Origin of the sequence: Saccharothrix sp. BKS2 (assembly GCF_047689505.1) — a bacterium.
Taxonomy (GTDB): domain Bacteria; phylum Actinomycetota; class Actinomycetes; order Mycobacteriales; family Pseudonocardiaceae; genus Actinosynnema; species Actinosynnema lopnurensis.
The window spans coordinates 376,552-391,286 of record NZ_JAUQOL010000004.1; the positions used below are offsets into that span (position 1 = coordinate 376,552).

General features: G+C 71.2%; 15 protein-coding genes and 2 tRNA genes. 9 read left to right on the forward strand and 8 right to left on the reverse strand.

Features of this window, described 5'->3' with window-relative positions; translation table 11 throughout:
* Window positions 1–36 precede the first annotated feature (36 nt).
* The 3 genes from Q5530_RS10370 to Q5530_RS10380 form a co-directional block, all read right to left on the reverse strand.
* Entirely contained in the window at window positions 37–1,539 is a 1,503-nt protein-coding gene (locus Q5530_RS10370; protein WP_415361952.1) for a protein kinase domain-containing protein, read from the reverse strand.
* Window positions 1,540–1,562: 23 nt separating this feature from the next.
* Entirely contained in the window at window positions 1,563–1,685 is a 123-nt protein-coding gene (locus tag Q5530_RS10375; protein ID WP_415361953.1) for a hypothetical protein, read from the reverse strand.
* A 168-nt stretch (window positions 1,686–1,853) separates the two neighbouring features.
* On the reverse strand, window positions 1,854–2,045 hold the full coding sequence (locus tag Q5530_RS10380) for a hypothetical protein (protein WP_415361954.1): 192 nt from the start codon (window positions 2,043–2,045) through the stop codon (window positions 1,854–1,856).
* Between the two features lie 272 nt (window positions 2,046–2,317).
* Here Q5530_RS10380 and Q5530_RS10385 point away from each other — a divergent pair, with 272 nt between their 5' ends.
* Complete coding sequence (locus Q5530_RS10385; protein ID WP_415361955.1) at window positions 2,318–2,581, forward strand: hypothetical protein; 264 nt, start codon at window positions 2,318–2,320, stop codon at window positions 2,579–2,581.
* Window positions 2,581–3,342 carry a hypothetical protein gene (locus Q5530_RS10390; RefSeq protein ID WP_415361956.1) on the forward strand — a complete coding sequence of 254 codons (762 nt, stop codon included), beginning with the start codon at window positions 2,581–2,583 and terminating at the stop codon, window positions 3,340–3,342. The genes Q5530_RS10385 and Q5530_RS10390 overlap by 1 nt, the downstream gene beginning before the upstream one ends.
* On the opposite strand, the gene Q5530_RS10395 is transcribed toward Q5530_RS10390, so the two are convergent.
* Window positions 3,290–3,841, reverse strand: coding sequence for a helix-turn-helix domain-containing protein (locus Q5530_RS10395; RefSeq protein ID WP_415361957.1), 552 nt, complete (start codon window positions 3,839–3,841; stop codon window positions 3,290–3,292). The genes Q5530_RS10390 and Q5530_RS10395 overlap by 53 nt on opposite strands.
* Before the next feature lie 55 nt (window positions 3,842–3,896).
* Window positions 3,897–5,075 carry an LLM class flavin-dependent oxidoreductase gene (locus tag Q5530_RS10400; protein ID WP_415361958.1) on the reverse strand — a complete coding sequence of 393 codons (1,179 nt, stop codon included), beginning with the start codon at window positions 5,073–5,075 and terminating at the stop codon, window positions 3,897–3,899.
* A 155-nt stretch (window positions 5,076–5,230) separates the two neighbouring features.
* Between Q5530_RS10400 and Q5530_RS10405 the strand changes: the two genes are divergently transcribed.
* Window positions 5,231–6,586: a glycosyl hydrolase gene (locus tag Q5530_RS10405; RefSeq protein WP_415361959.1), complete on the forward strand. Its 1,356-nt coding sequence runs from the start codon at window positions 5,231–5,233 to the stop codon at window positions 6,584–6,586.
* A gap of 7 nt (window positions 6,587–6,593) precedes the next feature.
* Here Q5530_RS10405 and Q5530_RS10410 read toward each other — a convergent pair whose 3' ends face one another.
* Window positions 6,594–7,703 carry a J domain-containing protein gene (locus Q5530_RS10410; protein WP_380634830.1) on the reverse strand — a complete coding sequence of 370 codons (1,110 nt, stop codon included), beginning with the start codon at window positions 7,701–7,703 and terminating at the stop codon, window positions 6,594–6,596.
* Between the two features lie 59 nt (window positions 7,704–7,762).
* Here Q5530_RS10410 and Q5530_RS10415 point away from each other — a divergent pair.
* Together Q5530_RS10415 and Q5530_RS10420 are read left to right on the forward strand one after the other, a co-directional pair.
* Window positions 7,763–7,836 (forward strand) — tRNA-Ser (locus Q5530_RS10415).
* Window positions 7,837–7,909: transfer RNA gene (locus tag Q5530_RS10420), tRNA-OTHER, on the forward strand. It abuts the tRNA gene before it with no gap.
* 223 nt (window positions 7,910–8,132) lie between these two features.
* Here Q5530_RS10420 and Q5530_RS10425 read toward each other — a convergent pair.
* On the reverse strand, window positions 8,133–8,612 hold the full coding sequence (locus tag Q5530_RS10425) for a hypothetical protein (RefSeq protein WP_415361960.1): 480 nt from the start codon (window positions 8,610–8,612) through the stop codon (window positions 8,133–8,135).
* Window positions 8,613–8,791: 179 nt separating this feature from the next.
* On the reverse strand, window positions 8,792–9,592 hold the full coding sequence (locus Q5530_RS10430; RefSeq protein ID WP_415361961.1) for a metal-dependent hydrolase: 801 nt from the start codon (window positions 9,590–9,592) through the stop codon (window positions 8,792–8,794).
* A gap of 294 nt (window positions 9,593–9,886) precedes the next feature.
* Here Q5530_RS10430 and Q5530_RS10435 point away from each other — a divergent pair, with 294 nt between their 5' ends.
* The 4 genes from Q5530_RS10435 to Q5530_RS10450 all read left to right on the forward strand — a co-directional run bounded on the left by Q5530_RS10435 (window position 9,887) and on the right by Q5530_RS10450 (window position 14,692).
* The gene (locus Q5530_RS10435) at window positions 9,887–11,107 is read left to right on the forward strand and encodes an NADP-dependent isocitrate dehydrogenase (RefSeq protein ID WP_380634824.1); all 1,221 of its coding nucleotides are present in this window, start codon (window positions 9,887–9,889) and stop codon (window positions 11,105–11,107) included.
* Window positions 11,108–11,362: 255 nt separating this feature from the next.
* Complete coding sequence (locus Q5530_RS10440; protein ID WP_380634822.1) at window positions 11,363–11,677, forward strand: SH3 domain-containing protein; 315 nt, start codon at window positions 11,363–11,365, stop codon at window positions 11,675–11,677.
* A 72-nt stretch (window positions 11,678–11,749) separates the two neighbouring features.
* Entirely contained in the window at window positions 11,750–12,544 is a 795-nt protein-coding gene (locus Q5530_RS10445) for an exodeoxyribonuclease III (RefSeq protein WP_415361962.1), read from the forward strand.
* Window positions 12,545–12,994: 450 nt separating this feature from the next.
* The gene (locus tag Q5530_RS10450; protein WP_415361963.1) at window positions 12,995–14,692 is read left to right on the forward strand and encodes a TIGR03767 family metallophosphoesterase; all 1,698 of its coding nucleotides are present in this window, start codon (window positions 12,995–12,997) and stop codon (window positions 14,690–14,692) included.
* The last annotated feature ends 43 nt before the right edge of the window (window positions 14,693–14,735 follow it).

The following is a 14,735-nucleotide window of genomic DNA, read 5'->3' on the forward strand; positions in this document are numbered from 1 at the left end:
TTGACGGATGTCGTAGTGCGGTGCCGGTCGAGTTGCTCAGGGGCCGAAGGCGCTCGTGGTCACCTGACCGGCCCCGGGTTTGGCGGCCAGGCAGTGGAAGTAGGAGCGGTCGCCCTCGGTGAAGCCCACCGCGGTGATCTCCCAGGCGGAGGTGTCCACGGTCGGCCGGGTGTTGGCCTTCATCGCCGCGGGCGTGCACACGTTCGCGACCTCGGGCGCCCGCGCCAGGTTGTCGCTGGTCACCGCGGGCACCGACCCGGACAGCCAGCCGCCCGCGAACGCCTCCCAGAAGTGCTCGACCGAGCAGTCGGCGGCGCGGCGGGCGGTGGCGGGTTGGCCGCCGAAGTTGTTGATGCCGTGGTAGCAGGTGGGTTCGGCGACGCAGAAGCCCGTGTCGCACCCGGTGAGGAACGGGGGCGGCGGGTCGGCGGCGGCCGGTGTGACGTCGGTGGTGCTGCTCGCGGCGGTTCCGCCGGTGTCCCTGGTCGTCCACCACCACGTGCCGAGCGCGACCGCAGCGGCCAGCGCCGCCGCGCCGAGGACGAGCGGCCAGGGTTGCCGGGTGGTCGGCGGGGGTGAGGTCGGGAACGCCGGCGCGATGTACTGCGGGGCCTGTGGCGGCCCGCTTCGCGGGTGTGGCGGCCCGCTCGGGATGCCACGCGGCGTGCGCGGACCGGCCTGGGGTGTGTTCGGCCCGGCCTGGGGTGTGTTCGGGCCGGCGTACGGCGGCGTGTGCGACGCGGCCTGCCCGCTGAGTTCCTGCCGCAGGCGGGCGGCGCTGGGCGTCCGGTGCGCGGTGTCGGGTTCCAGCGCCCGCACCAGCGCCTCGTGCAGGTCGCGTGGCACACCCGGCACCGGCGGCACGGGGGAGCGCAGCACCTCCCCGAGGTGGTCGAACGACTCGATGGGCCACGGCACCGGCCGCGGCGGCTTGCCCGCGAGCAGGTCGTACAGGGTGGCGGCGAGCGAGTACACGTCCGCGGCGGGCGTCGGGTGGGCCATCGCGAACGCCTCGGGCGGGGCGTAGCTGGGGCTCAGCGAGTCGCGGGTGACGGTGCTGGAGCCCTCGGCGTCCAGCAGGGCGGCCAGGCCGAAGTCCGCGAGCTTCGCGGTGCCGTACCGGTCGAGCAGGATGTTGCCGGGCTTGATGTCGCGGTGCAGCACGCCTTCCGCGTGGGCGACCGCCAGGGCGTCCGCGAGCTGGGTGCCGAGCCGCCGCACCCGTTCCGGTGCTTGAGGCCCCTCACGCTTCACCAGATCGGCCAACGAGCCACCGGCGCACAGCTCCATGACCAGGTAGGGGGTGCCGTCGGGGGTGAAGGCGGCGTCGTGCACCGAGACCACGTGCGGGTGACCGGAGAGGCGGGCGGCGGCGTGGGCCTCGCGCAGGAAGCGCCGGCGGTCGCGCTCGGTCCGCAGCACCCGGTTGTCGATCTTGACCGCCACCTCGCGGTTCAGCTGCACCTGGCGGGCGCGGTAGACGGTGGCGAAGCCGCCCTGGCCCAGCGGGGTGAGGTCGGAGAGTCCCGGCAGCTGCACGCCGGGACTCTAACCGGCCGCGATCAGGCCGTGGACACGTTGCCGCCGTCGGGGCCGGGCAGCTGGAGGTTGCCGGGGCGCGGGCGGTCGCCGGGGTAGCCGCTGGTCTCCCCAAATCCCGAGGGGCGCCCGACGAACCTCGGCACGGGCTGCCGGTTGCCGCCTGCGGAGAAGTGCGTGGCGCTGACCCAGCCCCAGTAGCCGTTGTCGCTCGGGGTGTAGGCGGACCAGTCGTTGGTGACGGAGCCGTGGTCAATGCGGAGCGGGAAGCGGCGCTGGCAGACGAACCAGCTGTTGCCGGCGTACAGGACGCCCTAGACGTCGCCGACCGGGGTGAAGTTGGCGGAGCCGTGGACGAACCAGGGGTGGTTGGTGCGGTAGATGTGGCAGGTGGAGGTCGGGTAGCCCGACTGTGCCCCGGAGGAATAGTAGGAGGCGGTGGCGGAAGCCAGGCCGGTGACCAGCAGGGCGGCGACGACGGTGTCGAGGAACTTTCGGATTCTCACCCGGGGTGTACCGAACGCGGGGCTGCCGTGCTCCTGCTTTTCGCCTGCTCCGAGGGAGACGCTCCATGGGAACCTGCTGGTCGAGCGACATGCCGGCCAGTAGGGCGAACATGTCGTTGGCCAGCAGTTCGTCGGCTTCGGGGTCTGAGCCGGGCACCCCATGCGGGGCATGATGGAGGTCGGTACTGATCGCTGGTCACGGTACCCGGTCATTTTGACACCTCCTGGTACCCCCGGGTACCCTGGTACCCGGGGGTACCAGGAGGTGTCGCATGGCTGTCCAGTCTGCTCCGGTCAAAGTCGACCAGGAAACGCACGCTTTGATCGCCCATGCGGCCACTGCGCTGCACATGTCGCAGAAAGATCTCCTCTCCGCGGCTGTTCGTGAGTACCTGGGTGCTCGCCGAGAGGAGATCAGTGCTGCCCTGCGCCGTACGATGCAGATGATCGACGGTACGGAAGCCAGTCAGGTAGCCGTTCTGACGGGCATGTCCCGTGAGCGCATCGATGAACTCGGTGGAGTTCGCGAAAGCTGATGACCGTTCGTCCCACCCTGCGATGCCTGCGTAACGATTTGGGTATTACACTGCCGTCGGTCGACGACCCGCTGGATGAGATCGACCACCCGTTGATCCGGAAGGCCAACGATCAGTTCGCCGTGCCGGCAGGACCTCGTGAGCGGATCAGGTCGGTGGATGACGTGATCATGTTCAAGGTCAAGGTCCAGCGGTGGCGAGGAGCCGTTGTCGAGTCGGGGGAACCGAGTTGGCTCGTAGCGGCCGGCGTGCGGGAAGACGGTAGTCGAGATGACTTCTACGAGGCGCTCGCCACCGCGGCCGTAGCCGCACGTGCTCGGTACAACGCTGAGCACAGCCCGCCCCTGAAATCGCAGACGTGCTGTGACCAGTGGCTTCCGGTGGAGGATGATTACGACCGGTATCGCGCCGAAGCCGGCATTCGCCTCCTGCGCGCGTTGCGCGACACCGTTCATCGGCTGGTGTGCGATTCATTGTTGGATGGGCACGAGCACGCTGGCGAAGTGGCAGGGGCGGAACTCGGTGTACTCGTCCAGGGCTCGGAAGAGCGCGGTACGTATGTAGCTCTGCGAATCACCGGCTCCGTACCGGACGGCATGGTGGCCGTGGTCCTCAACCTCGTGCCCGGCTGTGACCGGGACGGCTGGTATTCCGAGTTCGCCATGCCGGATCGACCGCTTCGCCCCGGTGAGCAGGCGTACTCCAACCTCATGGACCCTGCTGAGGCAGCACGCCTCCTCGAAGGGCGCGATGCCCGCTAGTGCGATGACCAGGAACGTTTGCCGGGTCGGTCAGGCTACTAGTGGTCGGCCCCAGCGTTGGTGGCAGGCTGCGGGTGCATGCTCGTTCGCGGCGTTGAGGGTTGCGGTGCAGGTGGGCGGCGAGTGTGCGCAGGCTCCACCGGGTGGAGGGCAGGCCAGCCCCAGGGGGGAGGGTCCTGGCCGTCGCCACGATGAACGCGATGTCGTCGGGGCTGGTGCGGCGGGGACGGCTTCCCATCCAGTTGGGGCCCAGCGCCGCCGGGCTGCGGGCGTTGAAGTCATGGATCACGTTCCGCACGGTGTCCGTGTCCGCCGCAACCAGCTGTGCGATCGACGGCGCGGGGATCTCGACGTGCTCTGACCGGCTCGGCCATCGCCCGTCCTCATTCTCAGCGGCGACTACGTCACCACCGAGAATGAGATCACCACGAACCGGCATCGCGGATCTTTCCGGCGTATCCCCAACCCGGCGAACGTTCGTGGTCACCGCACTGGTCATACATCAGGCACTGTGCTGGTCAAGCGACATGCCAGGGCGGCGCAGTCGCTCCCGCTCACCGGTCGAACTCGGGGATCAGGTCGCCGACCAGCCGCAGGCTCTGCATGACGTCCTCGTGCTTCAGCCCGCCGACCTGGTGGAAGGTCATCAGGCGATCGATGCCGAGATCCGCGTAGACCTTCATCTTCTTCCGGCACGTCTCCGGGCTGCCGACGATCAGCGAGTCCTGCTCGTTCAGCGCCTCGAAGATCTCCTCCGGCGTCACGTCCTCGCCCCGCAGCACCCGGCCGATGACCAGTTGCGCCTGCGTCGGCCCGACACCGGCGGCGGCTTCCGAACGCAGGAAGTCCCCGGTCAGGCCGCCGCCTTCGGGGGAGTTCAGCAGCTCCTCCTGGTGGCGCATGTTCTCCGCGAACGCGTCGGCCGCCTCGAAGAACGTCAGCGCCTTGACGGTGTACCAGGCCGCGGCGGCCACGGCGCCGTTGCGGACCGCCTGCTCGTCGGTCTCGGCGCAGTGCACGAAGGTGAAGAAGGCGACCTGGTCGTTGACGCGGGCGCCGACCGGCGAGGTGCACGCGGCGGCGGCCGAGCGGTAGAGGTCGACCATCCGGCGCACCCGCTCGACCGACTCCCAGATGGTCGTGCCCAGCACACCGACGCCGCGGCGGCCCGCCTCCTCGAACGACGCGGGGTTGGCGGCGGCCTGCCACAGCGGCGGGTGGGGCTGTTGGAGCGGCTTCGGCACGATGGGGACGTCGTTGATCTCGAAGTCCTCGCTGGAGTGCGAGAAGCGCTCCGACGTCCACATCCGGGGGATCATCTCGAACGCCTGCTGCGCCTGCCGCCGCACGTCGTCGGGGTCGATGTTGAACAGGCGCCACTCCGGGGCGGTGGACCTGGTCAGCCCGAGCTCCAGCCGCCCGCCGCTGAGGTGGTCGAGGGTCGCGGCCCGCTCGGCCACCCGGATCGGGTGGTTGAAGCGGGCCGGGGCGAGGACCGCGGCGTGGCCCAGGCGCATCCGGGACGTGTGCTGCGAGATCGCGGCCAGCAGCAGCTCCGGCGCGGACGACAGGCTGAACTCCTCGGCGCCGTGGTGCTCGACCTGCCACCAGCAGCCGTAGCCGAGGGCGTCGGCCAGGCGCGCCTGCTCCAGGGCCTCGGCGAACCGCGCGCCCTGGTGGCCGTCCCGCCACGGGCGCGGGTCCTGGATCTCGTTGAAGACGTCGATCTTCATCCCGCTCCTCACGCCCGCCGGTCCGCCGAAACCTAACGGTCCGGGAGGCAAAAGGACATGGGCCGAACGGTTGACCGCTTAACCGGTTAATCGCTACGGTCCGAAGACCGTCGCCGTTCCTCCGAAGGCCGCCACCTCGAGGAAGGTAGGAAGCAGTGCGCACAGCCCTGTTGCTGGCACTCCTGCTGCTGGTCACGATCACGCCGCCGGTTTCGGCGGCACCACCGCCCGTTCCCGTCGTGGACTACCTGAAGCGCATCAGCGGCACCCGCACGGTGACCGGTATGCACAACAAGGAGCCCAACTCCGACCCCGCCCGCCACACCGCCAAGGTGCACGCGATCACCGGCGTCTACCCCGGCCTGTGGGGCGGCGACCTCCTGTTCGCGCAGGACGACGTCAACAACCGCCGGCGCATGGTCGACCAGGCCGAGACCGAGTGGCGCAACGGCTCCCTGGTCACCCTGACCTGGCACGTCTGCCCGCCCACGCGCGGCGTCAGCTGCGGCTGGGACGCGGGCGTGCGGGACCGGCTCACCGACGCCCAGTGGACGCAGCTGGTCACCGGCGGCACGGCGCTCAACAACGCCTGGAAGGCCCGCCTCGACGAGTCCGTGCCGTTCCTGCGGCAGCTGCTGGGCGCGGGCGTGCAACCGCTGTTCCGGCCGCTGCACGAGATGAACGACCCGTGGGCGTGGTGGGGCGGCCGGCCGGGCGCGAACGGCAGCCGCAAGCTCTACCAGATCACCTACGACCACCTGGTCCGCACGCGCGGGCTGACCGGCATGGCCTGGGTCTGGAACGTCAAGGACCTCGACCCCGCCCGCATCGCCGACTACTACCCCGGCGCGAACTACGTGGACGTCGTGTCGCTCGACGCGTGGAACGACTTCTGGCCCTCCACCACCTACTACGACACCCTCAAGACCATCGCGAACGGCAAGCCGCTGGCCCTGGCCGAGGTCGGCCGGGTGCCGTCGCCGCAGGAGCTCGCGTCCCAGCCCGACTGGACCTACTTCATGGCCTGGCCCGAGTTCTTCGACGACAAGGCGCTCAACCCCGACAGCGCCGTCCGCGCCACCTACGCCTCACCCCGCGTGGTCAACCAGGGCCAACTCGCCCCGAACCCGGGCGCCAACCTGGCCCTGGGCCGTCCCGCGCACTCGACGGCCACCGAGAGCGCCGCGCACCCGGCCGCCCACGCGGTCGACGGCAACCCCGCCACGCGCTGGAGCAGCGCCCACACCGACCAGCACTCGCTGTGGGTCGACCTCGGCTCGGCGCGGGCGATCAGCCGGATCAGGCTCGACTGGGAGGCCGCGCACGCGCGCCAGTACCAGCTCCAGACCTCCCTCGACGGCACCACGTGGACCACGGTCCACGAGGACTACGCGGCCGACGGCGGCACCGACGAGGTGGCGGTCCGCGCCACCGCCCGGTACGTGAAGCTGTACGCGTTCCAGCGCGCCACGCCCTACGGCTACTCGCTGTGGGAGATGGGCGTCTACTGAGGGCCCGCTAGGCGCGGGTGATCGGCACGACCTGGTCGAGGAGCAGGCGCAACGCCTCCCGGTCCACCGCGGCCGGGTCCTCGGCCAGCCAGTCGCCGATCTCCTCGACGAACTGGGCGGGCGTCATCGGCGGGACGACGGCGTCCGCCGGCTGCTCCGCGGTCACCGCGCCCGCCCGGCTCGGGTGCACCAGCAGGGCGCAGCGGATGTCCAGCCACGGCAGCAGCTTCCGGTACACCGCCAGGCTGCGCGGCAACCGCGTGCCACCGCCCCGGAACGGGTGGCCGTTGCGCCACAACGCGCCGTCGTCCTCGGCCTCGTAGTGGCCGGGCAGCCACGACTTCGACTCGATCAGCACCAGCCGCCGCCCGCACAGCACGGCGTGGTCGACGTCGGCGAACACCGACCCCGGCCACGCCAGGCCGTGGAAGACGCGGGCGCCCGGCAGGCGGGTCAGGTAGCGGTTGAGCAGGTCGGCGGTGAGGCGCTCGCAGACCCGGTCGTCGGTGGTCCCGTGCACCACGGCGGTGTCGTGCTCGCGCGCGAACGCCTGGTCCTCGCGCACCGCCCGCAGGTACCGCCGGGCCAGCCGGAACACCGCGGTCGCCGCGGCGGCCACCACGAGCAGCCACGCGCCCAGCGCCAGCGGCGAGAAGTCGACCACGACCACCGGCAGCAGCAGGAGGACCCAGCCGCACACGGCGGCCAGCGCGGGCGCGTGCCCGGGACCCGCGATCGGCGCGTACCGCACGCGCTGCCCCACGTCGACCAGGTGCCACCACGCGATGCCGCCGAGGTCCACCACGGGCTTCGGAGGTACGAAGTCGGGGTCGTCGCCGAGGTTGCGCGCCCGCCCGGTCCGCGCCGAGCGCGGCGGCCGGGTCGGCGAGGTCGGTCGGGCGCCCGGCCGGGTGTGGGTCCAGCCGCGGTCGTAGTCGCGCCTGCGGGCCGGGTCACGCAGGGTGTCATATGCCTCTTGCAGCATCCGGAAGGTGCCGGAGGACCCGCCCGCGTCCGGGTGCATGACCTTGGCCAGGGAGCGGTAGGCGGACCTGATCTCCGCTTCGGACGCGTTGCGACCGATACCGAGGAGCTCGTAGTAGTCGACCCCGCGCACGCGGCAGACCTTAGCGGCACTGTCTGAAAAGCGGTCCGAATGGTTAGGGTTGTCGCCTTGAGCCCGGTAGCGCAGTGGTCGTCGCGCCCTCCTGCTCGGAGGGAGTACGCCGGTTCGACTCCGGCCCGGCTCGGGACCAGGTAGCGCAGTGGTTGACGCGCCCTCCTCCGGGAGGGAGTACGCCGGTTCGAGTCCGGCCTGGTCCGCGGGGTCCGAGCCGCCGGTGTTCGAGCCGGCCGGTGTTCGAGCCGGCCGGGCCGGGGTCGAGCCGGTCAGGTTCAAGTCGGCCGGGTTCGAGTTGCCGGGTCACCCGGGGTGTCGCACCGTGCGCCCACGGCGACTTTCGACGTGTGCGGCAACGACTGCTGGATGGCCTTCGAGGACACCGCGGGCGCCCACCCGGGCTGACGGCGGGCCGGTCGACCCCCGTCACCGGGCCTGGAGCACCAGCCGGCCGTTGGCGAAGAACGGCTGGAGGTCGCCGCGGGCGTCGACGCTCTTGATGCCGTGCGGCAGGACCTCCTCGATCGCGCTGAACGCGATGATGTCCGACACCCCGTAGCGACCGCGCAGCGTGCGCTGGCCCGGGAACCGCAGCGCCCGGCCCTCCCGCCGGTCGCGGTGGGCCAGGGCGGCCCGCAGGGCGCCGCGCGTCAGCCCGGTCGGACCCGCCAGGCGTTGCAGGTCACCGTTGTGCACGGCGACCCCGTAGCCGCGCTCGATCAGCGTCGAGAGCGTGTTCTCCGACGGCTGCTCGGCCAGCCGGAACGACAGCGCGTGGTGGTCCTCCACCGCGTGCACGCACACCACGTGCGCGTGGAACAGCAGCGTCTCGTACAGCGACACCGCCACGGCGTCCGCCGTGGCCGGGTCGCCGTGACCGGCGTCCAGGCCGAGCCAGGTGGTCATCCGGCGACCTGGACAACGTTGTCGCACTGGTATTCGGGCACAGGGTCTCCTCGACGCGGGTCAACGCGGGACGGGGCGCGAGGAGGCTACTCCGATCGGGTGACGTGGTGGTAGCCGCCGAATGGCCGTTGTCCGGACCTTTTCCGAGCACCCCCGGGGACCCGTCCGCCCGGCCCCGCTCACCCCGGGAGCAGGTCGAAGGAGTCCAGGAACGGCAGCGCGCCGATCCGCTGGAGCGCCGCGGCCGACAGCCAGATGCTCAGGCCGGTGATCACCGGGGCGACCACGGCCAGCTCGACCTTGCCGCCGGTCTGCATCCGCATGACCTTCGGCGGCGCGACCGGGAACCACGTCTTGCCGCCGAGCGGGATCGGCCACAGGATCGGGCAGCCCTGCTCGGTGATCGCGTCGCCCAGGAAGTGCGCCACGCACCCGATGCCGACGGCCAGCCCGCACGCCGCCGCGCTGGCCGGGGTCTGCGCGGTCCACGCCAGGCAGAGGACCGTGATGCCGGCCGACACGCCCGTGATGAGCAGGGCGTCCTTCTTCGGGCACCAGTCGTTCATGATGCCGCGCACGGCCAGGCCGGCGAACACGAACATCAGCGCGGGCAGCGCCCACTTCTGCGACTGCTGCACCACCGCCGTGGTGAACACGGCGGCGACGAAGGCGAACACCAGGGTGTGGGTGAGGCCGCGGTGGCCGCCGTCGCGCTTGGAGTCCTTGCGGGTGCGCGTGGTGCGGTAGACGAACGCGCTGGTGGTGTTGATCAGGACCGACGCGGCCTGGCTGATCGGCCCGAACGTCCGCGAGATGGTCGACGACGGGTGGTCGAGGTCGGGCAGCAGGGCGGCGCCGGTGGCCAGCACCGCGCCGACCGCCCAGCTCTGCGGGGTGAGCTGCCCGACGGGGTGCTCGTCGGCGAGCGCGGTCACCGCCGCCCAGGCCAGCAGACCACTCATGGCATGGGTCGGACCCATCGACAAGGCTGCCCCCTCGATCACGCGACTTGATCACTCGACACTTGATCACTCGACCGGGTCGAGGTTAGCGGCCCGGACGCCCGGCGCGCCGCTGATCGACGAACGCGTGTTCGAGTGTCGCCCCGGGGCGCGGCCCGGCCGCCGGGCTGGTTGTATTGGCACCGGAACCACACCGGCCACCCGGCCCGGAGGTGTGACGCCGTTCCCTTTTCGGCCCCAGGTGGACGCAAGCAGCCCGACATAGCAGTACGCTTGTCTTGCTTGCACTGTTGCGAGAGGAGCGCCCGGAGTATGGGCAAGATCAAGGTTCAGGGGACCGTCGTCGAACTCGACGGCGACGAGATGACCCGAATCATCTGGCAGTTCATCAAGGACAAGCTGATCCACCCGTACCTGGACGTCAACCTCGAGTACTACGACCTGGGCATCGAGCACCGGGACGCGACCGAGGACCAGGTCACCGTCGACGCCGCGAACGCCATCAAGCAGCACGGCGTGGGTGTGAAGTGCGCCACCATCACCCCGGACGAGGCGCGGGTCGAGGAGTTCGGCCTGAAGAAGATGTGGGTCTCGCCGAACGGCACGATCCGCAACATCCTCGGCGGCGTGGTGTTCCGCGAGCCGATCATCATCAACAACATCCCGCGGCTCGTGCCGGGCTGGACCAAGCCGATCATCATCGGCCGCCACGCCCACGGCGACCAGTACAAGGCGCAGAACTTCAAGGTCCCCGGCGCCGGTCAGCTGACCATCACCTTCACGCCCGAGGACGGCGGCGAGCCGATCCAGCACGTGGTGGCCAACTACGGCCCCGACGGCGGCGTGGCGCTGGGCATGTACAACTTCAACAAGTCCATCGAGGACTTCGCGCGCGCCTCGTTCTCCTACGGGTTGCAGCGCGACTACCCGGTGTACATGTCCACCAAGAACACCATCCTCAAGGCGTACGACGGCGCCTTCAAGGACATCTTCCAGCGGGTGTTCGAGGAGGAGTTCAAGGCCGAGTTCGACGCCAAGGGCCTGACCTACGAGCACCGCCTGATCGACGACATGGTCGCCGCGGCCATGAAGTGGGAGGGCGGCTACGTCTGGGCGTGCAAGAACTACGACGGCGACGTGCAGTCCGACACGGTCGCGCAGGGCTTCGGCTCGCTCGGCCTGATGACGTCGGTGCTGATGACGCCGGACGGCAAGACCGTCGAGGCCGAGGCGGCCCACGGCACGGTGACCCGGCACTACCGCCAGCACCAGGCCGGCAAGCCGACCTCCACCAACCCGATCGCGTCGATCTACGCGTGGACGGGTGGCCTGAAGCACCGCGGCAAGCTGGACGGCACCCCCGAGGTCACCGGCTTCGCGGAGACCCTGGAGCAGGTCATCATCTCCACCGTCGAGAGCGGCCGGATGACGAAGGACCTGGCCCTGCTCGTCGGGCCGGACCAGGAGTGGCTGACCACCGAGGACTTCCTCGGCACCCTGGACGAGAACCTCCAGAAGAAGATGGCCGGCTGAGCTCTTCCGCGGTTTTTCCGGCTCCCGAGGGCCCGGTCGCGTTCGCGCGGCCGGGCCCTCGGGCTTCGCGGCGGGTGGACCGGCCGCGCGTGGCCGGTCTGCCGGGATCGCCGCTGCCGCGGCTGTCTCTCCTGTGATCGTCGGTCGGCGGTGTCACCTGGTCGGTTCGCCTCCGGGGTGGATTTGGCCCGCCGGCCGTCCTTCGGGCCCTCCCGGCGCTATATCTGCACTTCAGATGAGGTGCCTGGAGGCGTGATGTTGGGTGTTCCCGTGCGGGGGATGGTCGTGCTCGGCGTGCTGGCCGCGGCCGGGTTGATGTACGTCGCCAACGGCGGCGAGAAGCTGGGCGCGGAGGGGGCGGGCACGGGGGAGTGCCGGGTGACCGTGGTCGCCGACATCCTCAACGTGCGGTCGGGGCCCGCCGACACGCAGCCGATCGTGTCGACCATGCGCCGCGACTTCGTGGTGGCGGCCGAGCGGCGGGTGGAGAACGGGTTCCGGATGCTGTCCGAGGGGCGGTGGGCGAAGGAGGAGTTCGTCGTGCCGACCAGGGACAGCGACTGCTCGTGAGGTCGTGGGCGGCGTGCGGGACCGCCCACCCGCGCGGGTGGGCGGTCGCGGAGCGTGGCTAGGCTGCGGGACGTGCTGACTGTCTCGACCGTCAACGTCAACGGGCTGCGCGCGGCCGCCAAGAAGGGCTACCGCGAGTGGCTCGCGGCCACGTCGGCGGACGTGGTGTGCCTCCAGGAGGTGCGCGCCGAGCCGGGGCAGCTGGCCGAGGAGGACCGGGCGCCCGAGGGGTGGCACGTGGCGCACGCGCACTCCGAGGTGAAGGGGCGCAACGGGGTCGCGGTGCTGACCCGGGTGGCGCCCGAGGCGGTCCGGATCGGGTTCGGGGCGCCGGAGTTCGAGCACTCCGGGCGGTACGTGGAGGTCGAGCTGCCGGACGTCGTGGTGGCGTCGCTCTACCTGCCCAGCGGTGACGTCGGCACGCCCCGGCAGGACGAGAAGGAGCGGTTCATGGCCGCGTTCCTGCCGTACCTGGTGGAGCTGCGGGACAAGGCCGCCGCCGGTGGGCGGGAGGTGCTGGTGTGCGGGGACTGGAACATCGCGCACCGGCCCGAGGACCTGAAGTCGTGGAAGACCAACCAGAAGTCGGCCGGGTTCCTGCCCGAGGAGCGGGCCTGGCTGGGCCGGGTGTTCGACGAGGCCCGGTACGTGGACGTGGTGCGGTCCCTGCACCCGGACGCGGTGGGGCCGTACACGTGGTGGTCCTACCGGGGCAAGGCGTTCGACAACGACTCGGGCTGGCGGATCGACTACCAGGTGGCGACGGAGGGGCTGGCGGCTCGGGCGGCGTCGGCGGTGGTGGAGCGGGCGGCGACCTACGGGGAGCGGTGGTCGGACCACGCGCCCGTGACCGTGGTGTACGGCTGAGGTCCACCTTCGCGGAACGGCGTCGGGTGGGGTGTGGCGGTGGATACCGTGGTCGTACGCCGTTGCCGAGAGTCGGAGGTCGCCCGCGGTGGACATCTTCGGGTTGCTGGAGAAGTTGGCCGACCTGACCTGGCCCGGTACCGGGGGGACGTCCTCGGCGCGGAAGCCGGAGCGGGGGAAGCCGAAGTCGGGGAGCCCGGCGCAGGAGGCTGACGACGCCGGGTCGGGTGAGGCCGGGTCGGGTGGGTCGGGGAGCGGGAAGCCGGCAGGGCTCGGCTGACGTCCGCGACCGGCCCTCCGGGTGACCGCGTGGTGCGGAACGGGCCCCGCGCGGAACCGATCCACCCGACGAACGTCTTCGCTCGTTCGGCCGCACTTCACGTGGGGTTGGTGACCCACCCACGGAATCGTGAGAAGTTTTCATGACAACCGAGACGTGGGGAGCGGTCGATGGGGATCAGCCGGCGGCGGTTCTTGCAGGCGACGGGCGCGGCGGGGGCGACCCTGCTGTGGGGCGGGCCCGCCTGGGCCGCCACCACCGGCACGACCCTCGACGTGGCGGCGCTGCCGCTGGGCGGCCAGGGCTACCGCAGGTTGCAGGCCGGACCGGGGTGGCCCGTGGTGGTGCGGTCCGACCTGGCGCCGCCCGGGGCGGGGCGGGCCGACCGGCGCGTGCCGCTCGCCTGCTTCGTGCAGTTCACCGACATGCACGTGGTGGACACCCAGAGCCCCGCGCGGTTCGAGTACACCCACCCGCTGCTCGGCGCCGGGGCGTTCCGGGCCCACGAGACCCTCGCCCAGCACACCTCCGCCGCGCTGGTGCGCAAGGTCGACGAGCTGCGCGCGGGACCGTTCACCGGGCGCCCGATCGACCTCGTGGTGACCACCGGCGACAACACCGACAACCACGAGCTGGTCGAGCTGGACTGGTTCCTCACCGTGCTCAACGGCGGTCGGATCACCGCCAACACCGGCGACCCGACCCGGTACGAGGGGGTGCAGGACTCCGGCGTCGCCGCCTACTGGAACCCGCACTCCGCGCTGGTCGACGACTACAAGGCCAGGGGCTTCCCGGTCGTGCCCGGCCTGCTCGACGCCGCCATCCGGCCGTTCGACAGCCCGGGGCTGCGCGTCCCCTGGTACTGCACCTTCGGCAACCACGACGACAGCGTGGTGGGCACGCTCCCGGACGGCATCCCGTTCATCGACGCCCTCTACACCTCCGACCGCAAGGTGGTGGGCGTCGACGCGACCACGGCCACCCGCGTGGCCAGGGCGTTCACCGACCCGGCGGCGATCCCCGACGCGCTGGCCGCGCTGGTGTCGTCGGCGGGCGGCGGCGGCGTGGTCCGCCGGGTCACGCCGGACGCGCGCCGCAGGCCGTTCACCACGGCGGAGTTCGTCCAGGCCCACCTCGACCCGCGCCACACCGGGCCCGGACCGCACGGGCACGGGTTCACCCAGGACAACGCGGACGGCGTGGACGTCTTCTACACCTTCCGCATCGCGCCCGGCGTGACCGGCATCAGCCTCGACACCACGACCACGGGGGGCTTCTCCGAGGGCTCCATCGGCCTGCACCAGTACCTGTGGCTGGAGCGGGTCCTCAAGCGCAACAGCTCCCGCTACTACGACGTCCTCGGGCTCCAGCGCCGGCAGGACGTGACCGACGAGCTGTTCGTCCTGTTCAGCCACCACAGCAGCTGGACCATGGACAACCTGCTGCCGGACCGCCGCCGCCCGCTCGACCCGCGCCTGGGCGGTGACGCGCTGGTCGACCTGCTCGGGCGCTTCCCCAACGTGGTGGCCTGGGTCAACGGCCACACCCACGAGAACCGGATCGTCCCGCACGGCACCGGCGAGCGCGCGTTCTGGGAGATCAACACCGCCGCCCACGTCGACCACCCGCAGCACGCGCGGGTCATCGAGCTGGTGGACAACGCCGACGGCACGTTGTCGCTGTTCACGACCCTGGTGGAGGGGGACGCGCCCTACCGGGCCGACTACGGCGACCGGTCGCCGCGCGGGTTGGCCTCGCTGGCGCGGGAGTTCGCGTTCAACGACCTGCACGCCGATCCGGCGGCGGTGGGGGCGGTGGTCGACCGCAACACCGAGTTGGTGGTCGCGGGGCGGAGTCCGGTGCGGTGAGCGCTGGGTGGGTCGGTCGGTTCGGTGGGGTGAACCCGTTCGG

Coding starts and splice junctions, on each gene's coding strand:
- Q5530_RS10385 (WP_415361955.1), top strand. CDS start 2,318: ATGGCTGTCCAGTCTGCTCCGGTCAAAGTCGACCAGGAAACGCACGCT.
- Q5530_RS10390 (WP_415361956.1), top strand. CDS start 2,581: ATGACCGTTCGTCCCACCCTGCGATGCCTGCGTAACGATTTGGGTATT.
- Q5530_RS10395 (WP_415361957.1), bottom strand. CDS start 3,841: ATGACCAGTGCGGTGACCACGAACGTTCGCCGGGTTGGGGATACGCCG.
- Q5530_RS10400 (WP_415361958.1), bottom strand. CDS start 5,075: ATGAAGATCGACGTCTTCAACGAGATCCAGGACCCGCGCCCGTGGCGG.
- Q5530_RS10425 (WP_415361960.1), bottom strand. CDS start 8,612: ATGACCACCTGGCTCGGCCTGGACGCCGGTCACGGCGACCCGGCCACG.
- Q5530_RS10430 (WP_415361961.1), bottom strand. CDS start 9,592: ATGGGTCCGACCCATGCCATGAGTGGTCTGCTGGCCTGGGCGGCGGTG.
- Q5530_RS10435 (WP_380634824.1), top strand. CDS start 9,887: ATGGGCAAGATCAAGGTTCAGGGGACCGTCGTCGAACTCGACGGCGAC.
- Q5530_RS10440 (WP_380634822.1), top strand. CDS start 11,363: ATGTTGGGTGTTCCCGTGCGGGGGATGGTCGTGCTCGGCGTGCTGGCC.
- Q5530_RS10450 (WP_415361963.1), top strand. CDS start 12,995: ATGGGGATCAGCCGGCGGCGGTTCTTGCAGGCGACGGGCGCGGCGGGG.